The sequence below is a fragment of the Natranaeroarchaeum sulfidigenes genome (genome assembly GCF_017094485.1).
Taxonomy (GTDB): Archaea; Halobacteriota; Halobacteria; order Halobacteriales; family Natronoarchaeaceae; genus Natranaeroarchaeum; species Natranaeroarchaeum sulfidigenes.
This window is the reverse complement of the sequence record NZ_CP064786.1, coordinates 1,767,244-1,782,905: the sequence shown is the minus strand read 5'-3', so window position 1 is coordinate 1,782,905 and position 15,662 is coordinate 1,767,244. Positions and strand designations below refer to the sequence as shown.

Below are 15,662 nucleotides of genomic sequence, written 5' to 3'. Positions count from 1 at the left end.
CTACTGGTCTTCGAGCGCGTCGGCGATCCGCTGAAGCTGTCGGGTCACGTCGCGGACCTCGTCGCGGAGCTGTCTGATTTCTCGTGTCAGTTCTTCATTACCGCCTTCGGATGCGCCGCCTGGACGGCCGGGACCGGCCCCTCCCGGACCGCCGCCCATCATGCCACCCATCATCTGTGCGAAGGGGTTGCCACCGCCCATGCCGCCGGGACCGCCGCCCATCATCTCGTCCATGGCTTCTTCCGGCGGGTGCTCTCGATCCTCACCCTCCTCGGCGCGTTTCTCGCGGATCTCCTCGACGCGTTCGCGGAACGATTTCTCCTCGTCACCGTCGTCTTGCTGGTCCTCGTCTGCCATGAATACCCGTTCAATCGCTGTGCCGAAAAGGGTTTTCGTCGAGTGCGCCGACTCACTCGAATGCGGCAAAGCTCGACTGGAGTCGCCGATCGCTCTTTGCTCTATGTAGCTCGTAGCCGACGAGCTCCCGAAGATCGACTGCATACGGCGTATTCCCGTTTTCGACGACTGCGATGCGTCCCTTGACTCCCAGAACCGTCCCCGATGCAACCGTCTCCCGCACCGGCTGGCGCTCCAGTTCGAGTCCATGATCGAGATTCATCGTCGATATCGGCTCGTACTGGTCGAGTATCCCGTGCCAGGCGGCCACGTCGATGTCCTGCTCGAGCCCCGCGATCTTTGTGGGAACCCGTACCCGGTCGGTGAGCTGCTCGGCGATTTCGGCTTCGAGTTCGCGGGCTATCCGGCCGTTCGAGACGGTATGAAGGTGTGCGCCCCGGTCGGCTCCCTGTTCGTAGAGTCGTGTTTCGAGCCGCCACGAACGGGTGACGCCGACTTTGAACGTCGACGGGGCGAACGCGGCGAGATAGACCGCGTGCTCCTCGTAGCAATCCATCTCGTCTTTCAGGCAGGTGCCCGTACAGCGTGCACAGATCCACGTCCGATCGTGCGCGTCGCAGTAGGGCGCTGTCGGTGCGTTACATCGACTGTGTTCGTCGGCATCGATCGTTCCCGCACAGTGTCGGTCTCCGAGCCGAAAATCAAGGGCAGTGCCGGAGCTCAACTCGCGTCGCTCGATCTCGCCGTCCGCCGCGAGGAAGAGTGCGCCGCTCGCTCGCGGTTCCGACGCCGCTTCGTAGCCGACGACCTGCATCGACTCCCGCTAGGCATGGCGCGATTAAATGTATACTGCTGTCGCGGCGACCGATCAGAGTAACTCGTCGACGTCAGCGATGGAGGGTAGGATGTGGTCGGGAGTGGATTCCGCCTCGTCGATGTCACTCCGATCAGTGATCCCTGACAGGACGACCGCGGTCGTCATTCCGGCCCGCCGGCCGAGTTCGATGTCGGTATCGAGTCGATCACCGATCACGAGGACATCCTCGGCGGGCACGCCAAGCCGGTCGAGCGCCGCGTCGGCTGCGGTGCGCGAGGGTTTTCCCAGGATCCGATCCGGCTGCCGATCGGTCACACCGCCGAGCGCGTGCAAGATCGCACCCGTCCCCGGTTCAGCCCGCTCCGCGGTCGGAATCGTCATGTCCGGATCGGTCCCGAGAAAGGTCGTCCCATCATCGAGCGCCCACATCGCCCGGGTCATCGTCCCGTAATCGAACGATCGGTCCATCGACCCCAGAACGACGTCCGCCTCGGCTGGCGTCGCGTCGACGTTCAGTCCGCGGTCGCGCAGTCCATCCAGCAATCCGGGGGACCCGATCACGAACAGGTCGTCGTCCGGATGCTCGTCCGCGAGATATTCGCCAGTCACTGACGCCGCGGTGAGAGTTCGGTCCGGATCGACGTCGATCCCGAGTGGCGTCAACCGACCGACGTACTGCTCCCGGCGTTTTGTCGGGTTGTTCGAGAGAAAGAGGAGGTCGAGACCGGCATCTCGGAGCCGTTGCACCCCGTCTGGCGCACCCGGAATCGGATCGTCACCGAGGACCACTGTGCCGTCGACGTCGACGATAACCGCACGAAAATCGCTCATAGTCACAGTACGGGGCCACTACTGTTAACTCCCGCGCTCACTCGCTGCCGCCCAGCGGTACCAGTAGTAGCCGAGTGCAACGACCGTCACCGCAAGCGCTGGCTGGACGAGTGTGATCGTCGTAAACTCCGCCGTCGTCGTCGTGACGAACCGCCAGAGTGCGACCATGCCGATCACGGTGACGCTAGACGTGAATAACAGTCCGTCCTCGACGCCCTCGAACCGGGACGGACGGGCTGTTCCGGTTGTTCGGTAGCCGGTTACGTAGAGCGCGATGGTCGCAGCGATCGCCCCACAGGAAAGCGCCAGCGTCGCGTCGACGCCGAGCGCCCAGTGGCCCCGTGTGGCAAGACCGGAAAGGATCGGTGAGACGGCAATCAGGTACGTCGTCACGACGCCGCCGTTGAACAGAGCGTAGCCAACCGCGATCACGAACGTCGAGAGGACGGCGACGACGATAGTCAGCCAGCGTACCAGGTCGACGGCTTCAGCGAGGAGCCAGAACGAAACGCCACTTGCAAGCAGTCGTACGAACAGTTCACCAATAGCTACGATCGAAAGGAACGCGACGACGATCGAGAGGCCGACAAGCGTTCGGCGAAACGAGGCACCGAATACTGCGTGATTGAGCCCTCGATACAGTCGTCTCGGAACTTCCGGAGTGGTCCCGGATCTGCCTGTTTCCGTCACGGTGAGATCACCGTCACCCGGCCGTCGTGGTCCGGATCCTGGTCATTACCGAACTCCAGCTCTGCCGAAGCGACGGACCAGCCTCGGACGCCGTAGAGCTGCTCGATGAATGTTCGGGTGCTCTCGTAGGACTCGATCGTGTGTCTCGGGAATCCCGGGGAATCCTCGTGGGCCTGCATCGAAACGGTGTTTCCGAACTGCCAGCATCGGACGTGATGTCTGCCGACGTTGCCAAAGAGAGTCTCGGCGGCGGTCGCGTGCTGAACCTCGAACCGGTCCTCGTAGTAGTTCCAGGCATATCTGGTATACTCCTCGGGCGAGCGGTACCAGCCAATGTCGTCGAGCACCGACATGACGTCCTCTATGTCCGAATCGGTCCCGTCCAGCGTAAAGACGACGTTGATCGGGGCCGTCGCCCGGAACCCCGAGCGTTCGTGTTTGTAGTGCCAGACGGCGAACGCTGTCGTTTCTTCTTCGATCGGTGTCGCACCGTCGCTGGCAAGTTCCGGGAGGGTTTCGGGGTGTGGGAAATCGTTGTCGGGGGCCTGCACACGCGGTGTTCGGGAGGGCAGTGCTGCAAGGCCGACGACGGTTCCGGTACCGTACAGGCCTGCTTTTTTCAGGAGGCGGCGGCGGTTGGTGGGCATTGTATCAGTCGCTCGTTCGAACCGCGTTAATGTTTATAAGCAAACAGAATGCAGATAAAACTAATGGTGGTGAGCCCGTCGAGTTTCCGCTCGCACGCCAGATAACAAGGTTTATTCTTCGGTTCGGACTGGTCGTTGACAATGAGTCTCGACACCGATCGGTTCAATCTCGGCGATTCGGGGTCGGTCGAGGAGCTTCTCCAGCAGTGGTATCACGTCCCGGCGTTGGGAGTGTTGATGCTGTTCATGTTCCTGGTCCGCGTACAACCGTACGGGAACTTCGTCCGCGACGAGCAGGTCTATTTCAGCGGTAACGACGCGTACTACCACTTCCGGGAGACGATGTACGTCGTCGAAAACTATCCGATGACGATGCCGTTTGACCCGTGGACACGGTTCCCGTTCGGGACGAGCGCGGATCAGTTCGGGACGCTGTTTGACCAGTTGATCGCTACTGCGATCCTGATCGTCGGTCTCGGAAGTCCGACCGAGCGTCAGGCGGGCATCGTCTTCGTGCTTGCACCTGCTGTCTTCGGCGTCCTCTGTGCGCTGCCGACGTATTTCATCGCCAAACGCCTTTCAGGACGTCTCGGTGGGGTATTTGCTGTTCTTATCCTCGCGTTACTCCCCGGCATGTTCCTCACGCGGAGCACCGTGGGCTTTACCGATCATCACGTCGCGGAAGTCCTGTTTCAGGCGACGACTGTCCTCGCGATGATGATCGCGTTGACGGTCGCCGAGCGAGAGAAACCGGTCTACGAGCAGTTCCTGGATCGGGACTGGAACGGGCTCGATACCACACTCAAATGGAGTGGTCTGGCCGGGGTCTCTCTGGCGGTGTATCTCTGGACCTGGCCCCCTGCGGTTATCTTGATCGGTATTCTTGGAGCGTTTTTCGCGATTGCACTGTGTGTCGAGTACGTGCAGGGTCGTAGCCCCGAACACCTCGCGGTCGTCGGCGCGGTGAGTCTCACTGTGGGTGCTGTTCTCTCCCTCCCGGCGGTCGACGAGTTCGCGATCACGAGCCCGTCGACCATGTCGTTGCTGCAGCCACTCGTTGCACTGTCTGTTGCCGCAGGCTGTGTCTTCATGGCGTGGCTCGCCCGGCAGTGGGAGACACGCGATATCAGTACGACGGGCTACCCCATCACGGTGGGAGGGCTGGTCGTTCTCGCGGTCGCAGTGGTCGCTATCGCACTGCCGGGGCTGTTCGACACCGTCTGGAGCCAGGTCCAGAGCCAGCTGCTGCTCGGTCAGTCCGAGACCGCGATGACGATCAGCGAGGCCCAGCCGACCGCGGAACAGCCCGGTGGTGCGAGTACGTATCTGATCAACAACTACGCTTTCACCTATATTTTCGCCGTCATCGCACTCGTCTGGATGGTCTGGCGACTGCTGGATGCGAGTCGATTCCGTGCGGAGGTTCTCCTCGTCGTGGTCTGGACGATCTTCCTGACACTGATGGCGTTGACTCAGATCCGCTATCACTACTACCTCGCCGTCGCCGTCGCCGTCCTGAACGGCTGGATTCTGGTGCAGGCGTTCAGACTCCTTGAAATGCCGTCGATCGATCAGCTCTCCGATGTCGAAACCTACCAGGTTATTGCGATCGTTACCGTCGTACTCGTAATCGTCTTTCCGCTTGCCACGGGCGTACTCGGGCTCTCGGCAGTGGGGCAGGCGAATCAACAACATCCCGGCGCGGTCGAGTACTGGGACGATACGTTCGACTGGATGGAGGGCGACACGCCCGAGCCGGGGACCTTCGGAGACGCCGACGAGGCGATGGAGTACTACGGCTCCTACGAACGCACCGACGACTTCGAGTACCCGGACGGTGCGTACGGCGTGATGTCGTGGTGGGACTACGGCCACTGGATCACTGTCGAGGGCGAGCGGATACCGACCGCGAACCCGTTCCAGCAGGGGACTGATACCGCCAGTGGCTTCTTCCAGGCACAGTCCGAGGAGCGTGCGGACCTGCTGGTCGAGTCGCTGCCCGCCTCCGAGCGTCACGACGGGACGATCGCCGAGATGGACGACGATGAACTCAGCGATATTCGGGACGACCGAACTGACCAGGAAACTGGCGAGGAGGTCCGGTACGTTACGATCGACGACCAGATGGCGGGTAGCAAGTTCGGTGCGATCACCCAGTGGGCATCGGTACCCGACGTGGACGGCGGAAGCGTACAGGCCGCCAGCGACGAGTATTACGACTCGATGCTCGGGTCGCTGTACTACGACGATGCACAGGGGATGGAGGGCTACCGACTCGTCCACGAAAGCGAGTCGTTCTCGGTTGTCGGTGAAGTCCCCGACGATGAGGATGGAACTGTGTGGGCTGAGATTCCGGTGGTAACGAACAGCTGGGAACAGGTACCTGACGTCGAAGAACAGCTCACACAGCTCGGTCTCGATGTCGGAGAGAACACACACGTCGTCTCCTCGGTCAAAACATACGAGCGCGTGGAGGGGGCAACGATCACCGGAGAGGCAGAACCTGACGAGACGGTCGTCGTGGCAGTGCCACTGGAGGCGAACAGTGACCGCCCATTTACCTACGTTCAGTCCGCCGAGACTGACGAGGACGGCTCGTTCGAGGTCACCGTCCCCTATGCGACGGACAATCAGTTCGACACGGAGGATGGATACACCGACACCGCGGTGACGGCGACCGACGAGTACACCGTGCTCGCGGGTGAGGACGTCTCCGCCGAGGCGGTTGCCGAGGCGCCGATCGACGGTGGACAGATCGATCTGTCGGCGTTCGACGAGGACGTTCGCACGACCGGCAGCACTGACGTGCCCGAACCCGCAATCTACGACGGCGACGAGCGCCCGGTCGAGTTCGAGCAGAGCTGAACACCACGACGCCAACCGTTTTTACGCCACCCCCTCTTGCTAGGAGTAGATGCGCGAGTGGCTATCTATCTACTTCAAGGGAGTTGCGATGGGTGTTGCGGATATGGTGCCAGGTGTCTCGGGCGGGACAATCGCGTTAATTACAGGGATTTACGAACGGCTCGTCACCGCGATTACGACGCTCGACCCACGGCTGGTTACCCACGCGGTCCGCCCTCACGACCCAGCAGCGCGCGAATCGCTCGCCGACGGAATCGACCGGATGGATCTCGGCTTTCTGCTGGCGCTCGGCGCGGGAATCGGAACCGCCGTCCTCACCGTCTCGCGTGTCGTGGGGACGGTCGCCGAGACATATCCCGCGGCGACGGCAGCGTTTTTCTTCGGCCTGATCGGCGCTTCAGCGGTCGTCCTTGCCGATCAGATCCGCCTCCCTCGCCGTCGATCCATCCCGATCATGACCGCGGGTATCTTGATCGCTGGCGGCGTGACTCTCGTCACTGCTGGCTCAGTCTCTCATGCGCTTCCGGTCGTCTTCGTCGCCGGCGCGATCGCCGTCAGCGCGATGGTGTTGCCCGGTGTGTCTGGAGCCTTTTTTCTGCTCGTGCTCGGCCAATACTACTTCATGCTTGACGCGCTCAACGCGTTCGTCGACGCGCTGGTTGGCGTGCTTTCGGGGGGCAGTATCGCGGAAGTGCTTGCGACAGGGACGGTTGTCGTCACCTTCCTGACCGGCGCAGTCGTCGGCCTACTTACCGTTGCCCACCTCGTCAAGCGCGCCCTTGAACGCCATCGGGCCGAAACGCTTGCCTTTCTCGTTGCACTCATGGTCGGCGGGCTGTTGCTTCCGGCCCAGCAGGTCACAGCAAACGTTTCTGTAACCGTCACGACAGAGTCGCTCACAGCAAACGTTCTCGAACCACTCTTGCCGATACTCTTCGCTATGGTTCTCGGTGCGGCAGCAGTGATCGCACTGGATAGATTTACTGATGATCTGAACTACGTGGAGGGCACATCTGACAAACCGGATGTTATCGGTGAACCGACTGCTGACGGAGAGTAATAGCTACCGCTTGGTTTCGAGTCGCTGGAACACGAGTGTTGGAAATCGTGGGACGACAGTGGTTGGACGCCGTCCGTCGGAACTGCTCCTGTTGATGACGGTGCGTTCGAGAATTCCCGTCTCGGCCAGTTCGTAGACGAACCGCTGGACGGTGTTCGGCGAGAGATCCGTCCGGCGGCCGATCTCCGCAGAAACTTCGCTGATCGTCGCCGCTTCCGGTCCGACCGAAAGCAGTTCGAGCAGTACGTTCCGGCGGTTATCCGGCAGTGCGAGCACGCGTCCGATCTGGATGCAGTCTTCCGGCACTGCCCCCATACCGACGGCAACGTCCTCGGACGTGATATGTTCGTGCTCACTCTCCTGAGCGTGAATCGCAGCACCAAATAGCGCGGCGAGGGCGTCGTGTGCATCCCCGTCTGCCCAGCTTGCGACCTCGCGGGCGACTTCGTGAGAGACCGTACCACTCGCCAGCCCGTAGGAAGCCCGTTCGGCGAGGAGGTCGACGAGTGCGTGTGTCTGGTACCGTGGGACCTCAACGACCTTTCCCGACCAGTCGCCGACTCCGCCGTTACGAATGGCAAGTAGGCACACTGATGACTCGACCGGTTCGAGAAGGTCGGTTGCATCGTCGATCGATATCCCCCCGTCCTCAATGTGGTCGACCGCGATGACGACCGGCCGGGTGCCCTGTATCGTCGCCTCGAGGCGCTTTGCGAGTTCGTCGGTTCCGATTCCGCGCCGGGGAACTGGTTCCGACGAAACCGTGTCAAGGATTGCATGATAGAACTGAAACGCACTGTCGATCTGTCTGGTGTTCACATATGCGAACTGGGCAGTCGGGACAGCAGAGCCGGACCGGGTCGTCGTTCCGATCGATCCGCTCGTTTCGGTGAAGCTATCGTTCAGATGTGAAAACAGTGAGGTGACAATTGCCGATTTACCCGCACCACCTGGACCACATACTGCGATGTTCTCAGGGAGCGCCCCCTCGAAGACGGGTCCGAGTGCGTCCAGCAATCGCTCCAGTATTGCTCCACGACCGATCGGCTCCGGGAGGTGTACGGCTGGATTCAGCGCACTCTCCTGGGTAATAACCGATTGGGCCGCGTTAGTCTGCTGGCGACGAGCGATCCGTTCGCTCAGGTCCATCCACTGTCACCTAACTGTAGGGTGTTCATTACTCTTCCGAGACCAGCGCGGCTTCGAGCACCTCCAGGGGATGTTTGATCTCGTATCCCGTGCCGTGTTCCATCTGCATCGCACAGGTCGGACACTCGGTCATCCCGACATCGCCTTCGGCGTGTTCCATGTGCTCGAACATCTCCTCGCCGATCTCCATCGACACATCGTAGTGTTCCGTTTTCCAGCCGTAGGTGCCGGAGATACCTGAGCAGGAGTCACCAACGTCTTCGGCCATCACGCCGTCGATGTTTTCGATCAACTCGAGTGCTTGCCCGTCGAGACCTTGATTTCGTGAGTGACACGGTGCGTGGTATGCCAGATCGGGGAAGTCGACTTCCGCTCCCTCGAGTTCGGCTTCGAGATCCTCGTAGATTCGCAGGTACTCCAGCGCGTCGTAGGTATGATTCGAGACGTCTTCGATCCCGTCGATGTCGAAGAGCTCCGGGTACTCCTGTCGGAGCGCCAGCGAACAGGAGGTACAGGAGGCGATAATGTCCGCTCCGTCCTCGATCGCTGCTGTCAGGTTCTCCACGTTCGTCTCCGCGTGCCGTCGTGCATCGCTCAACATCCCGTTCGCGAACATCGGCGTCCCCGAGCACTTCTGTTCGGGAACCATGATCTCGTAGCCCAGCTCCTCGTACACGTGCACCAGTGCTTTCGCGACTTCCGGGGTATTGTAGTTAGAGTAACAGCCATGGAAGTACGCGACGCGCTTGTCGGGGTTTTGCACCTGTGCACCGCCGCGTTGTTTCCACCACTGACGGAAGGTCGTGGTCGCGAATTCGGGGAAATCCCGTTCGCTCGGGATTCCAAGCCCCTTTTCCATGACCCACCGGACCGGACCGAAGTTCATCACGAAGGTCGCCGTTCGGGGGAAGAGACTCGCAAGATAGGCGGAGGTCCGGTAGTTCGACAGGATCCGGTTCCTGATATACTCCACCGAGAGCTTGCTCATCTGGTTGTCGACGTACTGACTCCGGGCAGTGTTGTGCATCTGACTCAACGGGACCTCGGATGGACAGGACGTATCACACCGAAGACAGTTCGAACAGTCCGTGATCGAGTCGTCGATATCGTAATCGTCCTTTCGTTTGAGCCGCCACTGTTCGGGACCCTGGAACTTGGGGCCGGGGAAATCGTCGTCGACTTCCGCGACCGGACAGTTCGTATCGCAGGTCGAGCACTTGTAACAGTCGTCGGAGCCGGGACGGAGATCCATACCGTCCGTCTCCGCGAACACATCTACCGGTTCGAAATCACTGGGTTGCTGGGAATCACTCATTGGAACTCACCTCGTCGTCAGGATCGCACACGTCATTCATACTCGATCACCTGCCAGTTCACCTGCCGCGTATCCGGTTGCCAGCGAGACGCCGGAGCCTGATTTCTCGCTTGGGAAGTCATAGCCCCCGAGGACACTGCCCGCCGCCCGAAGGTTCTCGAATTCGGGTACGTTGTCTGCATCGAGCGGCCGGAGTTCGGTATCGACCGGGACGCCGAAACGGGCGAACTCGTGATCGTCGAACGCACCGTCCTCGAACCAGTCGTATCGATCGGCTGGATGTGGGACGTGACAGTCAAAGACGGGTTCGTACACACCCTCCCGATCCGAGTCGATGCCTTTCCCGACCAGGCCACCCGTCGCGAGGATATACTGCTGGGCCTTGTACGGTACCTCCCGACCGGTATGGTCGCCGACGACACGATCGATCTCGCCGTTGGCCTGTTCGACGTCGACGATCGGGTTGCCAGTCGAGACGCGAACGCCGATCTCGTGAAGGTACTCGTACAGCCGGTCTTCGAGTCGGAGTCCGGGAAGGCTCGGTGGTCCCATCGGTACCTCGAAGACTGACGCACCGAGTTTGTCTGCCAGCTCGGCACGAACCTCGGCCGCGTTATCGTCGCCAAGTACCGCGGGAAATCCGACCCGATCGTGGCCGTCGATGTGTTCTTTCACACGCTCTGCGAGGGCGGTCCGAACTGGCATCGTCGTGCCGTCGACAGCGACCTCGTCGTCGCGATCGAGTAGATGGGCAAAGCGAGTCACCTTGGCGTCGTCACGAAGGTTGCCGGGGAACTCGATGGTGGCGCCGTCGGTCTCGTACGGGACGCCCGTCGCCGCGAGATGGTCGGCGGCGACCGGGGCGTCGAACTCGATCATCGAGTCGAATCCGACAAACAGCGTATCACCGTGCGCGCTTGCGATCCCGGGCGCTGCACTGTCCGGATACCGTGCAGTCGGCTTGATCGCTCCGCCGTGGGTCGGGACGAGCGCGTTCTTGTCGGTATGACTGCCAGCGTACATCTCCCCAGTGGCGTCGTCGAACATGTCCATGGCTGCTCTGACGGCGTCGAGTCCGGCCCGCTCGTAGGGGTGGCCCTCGGGTAACTCCTCGATCGCCTCGAACGGATCGACGACCGGTCCATCGCCGTTCGGTGTGTAGCCGAGCAGGTCGATCAGTCCGCTGGCCTGTCGCATCGTGGACTGCTTGTGCGAGACCAGCCGGACCCGTGCACCCTGTTCGTGTGCGCCGACCGCGGCGGCAATGCCGGCGAGTCCGCCGCCGATCACGAGCACGTCGTCTTCAATTGCCATCGTGTCCTCCGTCAGTCGCAACGGCGTCAGCTCCGCGCTCTGTACGTTCGACGCTGTCGAATTCACCGCCATCGAACGCCGCGAAATCGACGTCCTGACCGAGCCGCGCTGGATCTGCATCGGCGTTGAGCGTCGTCGCGTGCAGCGCGTAGTTCAGCATCGCCTGCGAGAGCTGTTCACCCCAGAGTGCGTGACGCTCGCCTTTCCAGCGCTCCTGGAACAGTTCGTCGTACGCCTCTCGGGCGATCGCTTCCTCGTACTCGGGGTGTAACAGGTCAGCCATCGCACGCGAACAGAAGCCGCCCTGACAGTTCCCCATCGATGCCCGTGTTCGGAGCCGAACCGCATTGAGATCCGTGCCCGACTGATCGATCGCATCCTCGAGTTCCGCACGGGTGACTCCTTCACACTGGCAGACGACGGGGTTCGGCCCGTCCACATCGAGTACCTCCTCGGCACGACTGCCAAGCCGCTGTTTGCTCCGCCGGGCGATCGGCGACCGGAGACCGAACCGGTCCATCGCATCGTCGAGTACCTCCGTATTCTCGCTGCCGGGAAGCGGAACCTCAGCGGTTCGGCATTCGGCATCGATCCCGAGCCGCTCACACACGTGGTCCGAGAGCTGCTCTGCCATCATCCGGTAGGTAGTAAACTTCCCGCCGACGATCGTCGTCATTCCCGTGAGATCGTCGCGATCCTCGTGGTCGAGCAGGAAGAACTGTCGCGTGATATCGGTTGCGTCTTCGGTCCCCGTGTCCGGCGGCTCGTACAGCGGACGGACGCCCCAGAACGAACGGAGCGTTCGCGACTCATCCAAAATCGGAACGAGCTCTTTGAGCTCTTCGATCATCAGGTCGACCTCCCACTGTTCTTCGGCGTAGTCCTCGGGATCTTCCACCTCTTCATCCGTCGTGCCGAGGATAGCGGCCGTCTCGTGTGGGACGATAATATCCGCGTCACCTTTCGGCTTACAGCGGTTGATGACCGTATCCACCTGCCGTGCATTCATTACGGTCATTACCCCTTTGGAGGGCCGTACCTCGATATCGACGCCTGCCATGTCGCCGATCCGACCAGTCCACGCTCCGGCGGCGTTGACGACGTGGTCCGCGTAGATCTTCTCCTTCTGTCCTTCTTTTCCGTGCACGCGCTTGCCCGGACCACTCTCGTGGGTCACCTCGACACCGACGACTTCCCCATCTTCGAGGAGTACATCGGTGACCGGTGCGTGTGTCTCGATACGCCCCCCGTGATTTTCGGTACTGACCGCGTTGGCGACACACAGCCGGAACGGATCGATCGCACCGTCGGGCACCTTGATCGCGCGCTCGATGTCTTCGGCCAGATACGGCTCGACTTCTCTGGCCTCTTCGGGCGAAAGTACTTCCGCAGGGATATCACACTCACGACAGCCCTCCAGCTTCTTCTGGAAGTACTCGTCCGAGTCCTGTGGACGCTGGACGAATAGACCGCCCGTCATTTCGACGCAGTGGCTTGCGATGTCCCGAAGGACCCTGTTCTCGATGATACACTCCTTGGCACTTTCCTGATCCGAGACGGCGTACCGTCCGCCGCTGTGGAGCAGGCCGTGCATCCGGCCCGTCGTTCCGTGTGTAAGGTTCCCCTTCTCGACGAGTGTGACGTCGACACCCCGCATCGCGAGGTCGCGCGCGATGCCGGTGCCGGTCGACCCACCGCCGATGACGAGGACCCCGGTACTGGATTCCATCTGTCTTCTGAATCGTGGTACTGTTATTACTTTACTTTACCGCTGTTTTCCAACCTCCGATAAAAAACATGTGAACACCCCCTTCATCACAGATATTACGGGTTTATTTGTGTGAAACACCCCTATTCACGACGGTTAGTAACGTTGAGTGGAAACATTTATAATGAATGTACTTGTTGTTTACTGATATCACGGCGCCACGAGTAAAGTGCCGTGTATGGACACCGTATACGACCAACTCTGGACACAAACCAACCGAAACCATGACAGACAACACCTACGTCGGCGCAGTCGATCAGGGAACGACAGGCACGCGCTTCATGGTGTTCGACCACAGCGGGCAGGTTGTGGCGAACGCCTACGAGAAGCACGAACAGATCTATCCGGAGCCCGGCTGGGTCGAGCACGACCCCCGCGAGATCTGGGAGAACACGAAACAGGTTATTCAGGACGCACTCAACGATGCCGGCCTGACCCCGGACCAGCTGGAAGCGATCGGCGTGACGAACCAGCGCGAGACGACGCTGCTGTGGGACGCCGATACGGGCCGGCCGCTCCACAACGCGCTGGTCTGGCAGGACCGCCGGACGACCGACCGAATCGAGACGCTCCAGGAGGAAGGCAAAGCCGACGACGTACAGGCCAAGACCGGTCTGGAACCCGACGCGTACTTCTCGGCGACGAAGGCCGAGTGGCTGCTCGACAACGCGGATCCGATCAAAACCCAGCGCGCCCGTCCCGCCGACGTTCGCGAACGCGCCGCAGAGGGCGACGTGCTCTTTGGCACGATCGACACGTGGGTCATCTACAACCTGACGGGCAACCACATCACCGATGTCTCGAACGCGTCGCGGACGATGCTGTTTGACATCCACGAGATGGAGTGGGACGACGAACTCTGTGAGGAGTTCCGCGTGCCCAAAGAGATGCTGCCCGAGGTCCGACCCTCCAGCGACGAGAAGACGTACGGCTCGACCGACCCCGATGGGTTCCTGAACGCGGAAGTCCCTGTCGCCGGTGCGCTCGGGGACCAGCAGGCGGCCCTGTTCGGCCAGACGTGTTTCGAGGCTGGCGATGCAAAGAACACCTACGGAACTGGGAGCTTCTTCCTGATGAACACGGGCAACGAGGCCGTCACCAGCGAAAACGGCCTGTTGACGACTGTTGGTTTCCAGCGCTCGGGTGAGGAGGTCCAGTACGCGCTCGAAGGATCGATCTTCATCACTGGCGCGGCGATCGAGTGGCTCAACGATATGGATCTCATCGAGGACGCCGCCGAGACCGAGGAGCTCGCGCGCAGCGTCGACTCGACGGACGGCGTCTACTTCGTTCCCGCGTTTACTGGACTCGGTGCGCCACACTGGGACCAGCGCGCACGCGGAACCATTGTTGGCATGACGCGTGGGACCCGACGCGAACACATCGTGCGGGCAACCCTCGAATCCATCGCGTACCAGACGCGCGACGTAGCAGAGGCAATGGAGGCCGACAGCGGGATCGACATGCAGACGCTGCGTGTCGACGGCGGTGCGGTCAAGAACAACTACCTCTGTCAGCTCCAGTCCGACATCATCGACACGGATATTGCACGTCCGGAGGTCGACGAGACGACGGCGCTTGGCTCGGCCTACGCGGCCGGTCTCGCGGTCGGCTACTGGTCGGATCTGGACGAACTCACCGCGAACTGGCAGATCGACCGCGAGTTCGAGCCCGAGATGTCGAACGAGGAAGCAGACGAGATGTACAGTCGCTGGTCCGACGCCGTCGATCGCTCCCGCGACTGGGCCCGCGACGGTGGTGACTGAACGTGGTACTCGAAGCAACGCTACTGGGGGATCCGGTCTTCTGGATGGCGGCGTTCGCAGGCGGTGCCTTCGCAGCCTCGATCGGTGCCCTTCCGGCATTCGTCTTCACCGGCTTCATGGTGATTGCGGGTGAGGCTGCTGTGTATGCTGGTGCGGAAGGTGCGATCACTGGATCGATCGGATTCGGTCCGGTGTTCGGTCCCCACATCTCGTTCGCAGCGGGTGCCGCTGCGGCCGCGTACGCGGCGAAGCAGGGCTACCTCGACGACGGGAAGAATATCGTTGACGGGTTAGGAACACATAACGTCGACGTGTTGCTCGTCGGTGGTATCTTCGGTATCATCGGTCTTGTCGGCGAACAGATGTTGAACTACGTCGGCTCGCCGACGGATAACATCGCGCTGATGGTGTTTCTCTCCGCGCTGATCCACCGTGTCGTCTTCGGCTACAGCATCATCGGTGAGATTACCGGAGATAGCATCTTCGACATGAGCCCCGCCGAACGGGACGAAGAGGAAGCACCCGGCATCTGGCTGCCGCACATGTACAAGTGGAGCGGCGTCACGATGATCGGTCTCGTCGGTGGTCTCGTCGGTGGGTTCGTCTACCTCGAAACCGGTAGCGTCGTGCTCGTCTTCGGTATCAGCGCTGCCAGTCTGGTCCTCCTGAACACTGGTGTTCCCGACTTCCCAGTCACACACCACATCACACTTCCGGGTGCAGTCGGTGCATTCGGGGTCTCTGCTGGTGGACTGGCTGGTCCGGAAGTCGCCATGCTCGCGGCGCTTGGCTTCGGTATCTTCGGCGCGCTCATGGGCGAAGTCTGTAACCGTGTCTTCTACGCACACGGTAAGACCCACGTTGACCCGCCAGCGTTCGGGATCTTTATGTCCGGACTGCTCGCGACGGTTCTGGCACTCGCTATCGGTGACTTCGCCGCGTTCTGGGCGTTCCCCGAGTCGATCCTCGGACTGGAACTCGGCGCATAACTACGCCCGAATTCTCGTTCTTTTCACTGAGAACGGCCCGTAGCAGTTCATTTTTGTGTCTACTGCACGAGTGGCGATACTGTCGCCAACCTCG

Annotated in this window: 13 protein-coding genes; 4 read left to right on the top strand and 9 right to left on the bottom strand. The window is 61.2% G+C overall.

The genetic code is table 11. The features are described 5' to 3' along the window. Genes AArcS_RS09145 through AArcS_RS09125 form a run of 5 tightly spaced genes read right to left on the bottom strand, consistent with a single transcriptional unit; the run spans position 1 to position 3,342 of the window. The gene (locus tag AArcS_RS09145) at positions 1 to 357 is read right to left on the bottom strand and encodes a hypothetical protein (protein ID WP_238477118.1); all 357 of its coding nucleotides are present in this window, start codon (positions 355 to 357) and stop codon (positions 1 to 3) included. Between the two features lie 52 nt (positions 358 to 409). Then, a complete protein-coding gene (locus tag AArcS_RS09140) occupies positions 410 to 1,171 on the bottom strand; it encodes a DUF2797 domain-containing protein (RefSeq protein ID WP_238477117.1) in 762 nt (253 codons plus the stop codon). 54 nt (positions 1,172 to 1,225) lie between these two features. After that, positions 1,226 to 2,005 (bottom strand): HAD-IIA family hydrolase, encoded by a 780-nt coding sequence (locus tag AArcS_RS09135; RefSeq protein ID WP_238477116.1) that lies wholly within the window; start codon positions 2,003 to 2,005, stop codon positions 1,226 to 1,228. Positions 2,006 to 2,029: 24 nt separating this feature from the next. Beyond that, positions 2,030 to 2,695, bottom strand: coding sequence for a hypothetical protein (locus AArcS_RS09130; protein WP_238477115.1), 666 nt, complete (start codon positions 2,693 to 2,695; stop codon positions 2,030 to 2,032). After that, positions 2,692 to 3,342: a hypothetical protein gene (locus tag AArcS_RS09125; protein ID WP_238477114.1), complete on the bottom strand. Its 651-nt coding sequence runs from the start codon at positions 3,340 to 3,342 to the stop codon at positions 2,692 to 2,694. The genes AArcS_RS09130 and AArcS_RS09125 overlap by 4 nt, the downstream gene beginning before the upstream one ends. Positions 3,343 to 3,483: 141 nt before the next feature. Between AArcS_RS09125 and AArcS_RS09120 the strand changes: the two genes are divergently transcribed. Together AArcS_RS09120 and AArcS_RS09115 are read left to right on the top strand one after the other, a co-directional pair. After that, entirely contained in the window at positions 3,484 to 6,207 is a 2,724-nt protein-coding gene (locus tag AArcS_RS09120) for an oligosaccharyl transferase, archaeosortase A system-associated (RefSeq protein ID WP_238477113.1), read from the top strand. Between the two features lie 49 nt (positions 6,208 to 6,256). Further along, positions 6,257 to 7,267, top strand: coding sequence for a DUF368 domain-containing protein (locus AArcS_RS09115; RefSeq protein WP_238477112.1), 1,011 nt, complete (start codon positions 6,257 to 6,259; stop codon positions 7,265 to 7,267). Positions 7,268 to 7,270: 3 nt separating this feature from the next. On the opposite strand, the gene AArcS_RS09110 is transcribed toward AArcS_RS09115, so the two are convergent. The 4 genes from AArcS_RS09110 to glpA are packed head-to-tail and all read right to left on the bottom strand — an operon-like array spanning position 7,271 to position 12,774. Next, positions 7,271 to 8,416: a Cdc6/Cdc18 family protein gene (locus AArcS_RS09110; protein ID WP_238477111.1), complete on the bottom strand. Its 1,146-nt coding sequence runs from the start codon at positions 8,414 to 8,416 to the stop codon at positions 7,271 to 7,273. Positions 8,417 to 8,444: 28 nt separating this feature from the next. Then, positions 8,445 to 9,731, bottom strand: coding sequence for an anaerobic glycerol-3-phosphate dehydrogenase subunit C (locus AArcS_RS09105; RefSeq protein WP_238477110.1), 1,287 nt, complete (start codon positions 9,729 to 9,731; stop codon positions 8,445 to 8,447). Positions 9,732 to 9,767: 36 nt separating this feature from the next. Next, the gene (glpB, locus tag AArcS_RS09100; protein ID WP_238477109.1) at positions 9,768 to 11,045 is read right to left on the bottom strand and encodes a glycerol-3-phosphate dehydrogenase subunit GlpB; all 1,278 of its coding nucleotides are present in this window, start codon (positions 11,043 to 11,045) and stop codon (positions 9,768 to 9,770) included. Further along, a complete protein-coding gene (gene glpA, locus AArcS_RS09095; RefSeq protein WP_238477108.1) occupies positions 11,035 to 12,774 on the bottom strand; it encodes an anaerobic glycerol-3-phosphate dehydrogenase subunit GlpA in 1,740 nt (579 codons plus the stop codon). Before glpA ends, glpB begins: the two co-directional genes overlap by 11 nt. A 263-nt stretch (positions 12,775 to 13,037) precedes the next feature. Between glpA and glpK the strand changes: the two genes are divergently transcribed. Continuing rightward, on the top strand, positions 13,038 to 14,579 hold the full coding sequence (glpK, locus tag AArcS_RS09090) for a glycerol kinase GlpK (RefSeq protein ID WP_238477107.1): 1,542 nt from the start codon (positions 13,038 to 13,040) through the stop codon (positions 14,577 to 14,579). A gap of 2 nt (positions 14,580 to 14,581) precedes the next feature. Then, on the top strand, positions 14,582 to 15,568 hold the full coding sequence (locus AArcS_RS09085; protein WP_238477106.1) for a DUF7973 family transport facilitator: 987 nt from the start codon (positions 14,582 to 14,584) through the stop codon (positions 15,566 to 15,568). The last annotated feature ends 94 nt before the right edge of the window (positions 15,569 to 15,662 follow it).

Coding starts and splice junctions, on each gene's coding strand:
- AArcS_RS09140 (WP_238477117.1), bottom strand. CDS start 1,171: ATGCAGGTCGTCGGCTACGAAGCGGCGTCGGAACCGCGAGCGAGCGGC.
- glpK (WP_238477107.1), top strand. CDS start 13,038: ATGACAGACAACACCTACGTCGGCGCAGTCGATCAGGGAACGACAGGC.
- AArcS_RS09105 (WP_238477110.1), bottom strand. CDS start 9,731: ATGAGTGATTCCCAGCAACCCAGTGATTTCGAACCGGTAGATGTGTTC.
- AArcS_RS09125 (WP_238477114.1), bottom strand. CDS start 3,342: ATGCCCACCAACCGCCGCCGCCTCCTGAAAAAAGCAGGCCTGTACGGT.
- AArcS_RS09110 (WP_238477111.1), bottom strand. CDS start 8,416: ATGGACCTGAGCGAACGGATCGCTCGTCGCCAGCAGACTAACGCGGCC.
- AArcS_RS09120 (WP_238477113.1), top strand. CDS start 3,484: ATGAGTCTCGACACCGATCGGTTCAATCTCGGCGATTCGGGGTCGGTC.
- AArcS_RS09145 (WP_238477118.1), bottom strand. CDS start 357: ATGGCAGACGAGGACCAGCAAGACGACGGTGACGAGGAGAAATCGTTC.
- glpB (WP_238477109.1), bottom strand. CDS start 11,045: ATGGCAATTGAAGACGACGTGCTCGTGATCGGCGGCGGACTCGCCGGC.
- AArcS_RS09115 (WP_238477112.1), top strand. CDS start 6,257: ATGCGCGAGTGGCTATCTATCTACTTCAAGGGAGTTGCGATGGGTGTT.
- glpA (WP_238477108.1), bottom strand. CDS start 12,774: ATGGAATCCAGTACCGGGGTCCTCGTCATCGGCGGTGGGTCGACCGGC.
- AArcS_RS09135 (WP_238477116.1), bottom strand. CDS start 2,005: ATGAGCGATTTTCGTGCGGTTATCGTCGACGTCGACGGCACAGTGGTC.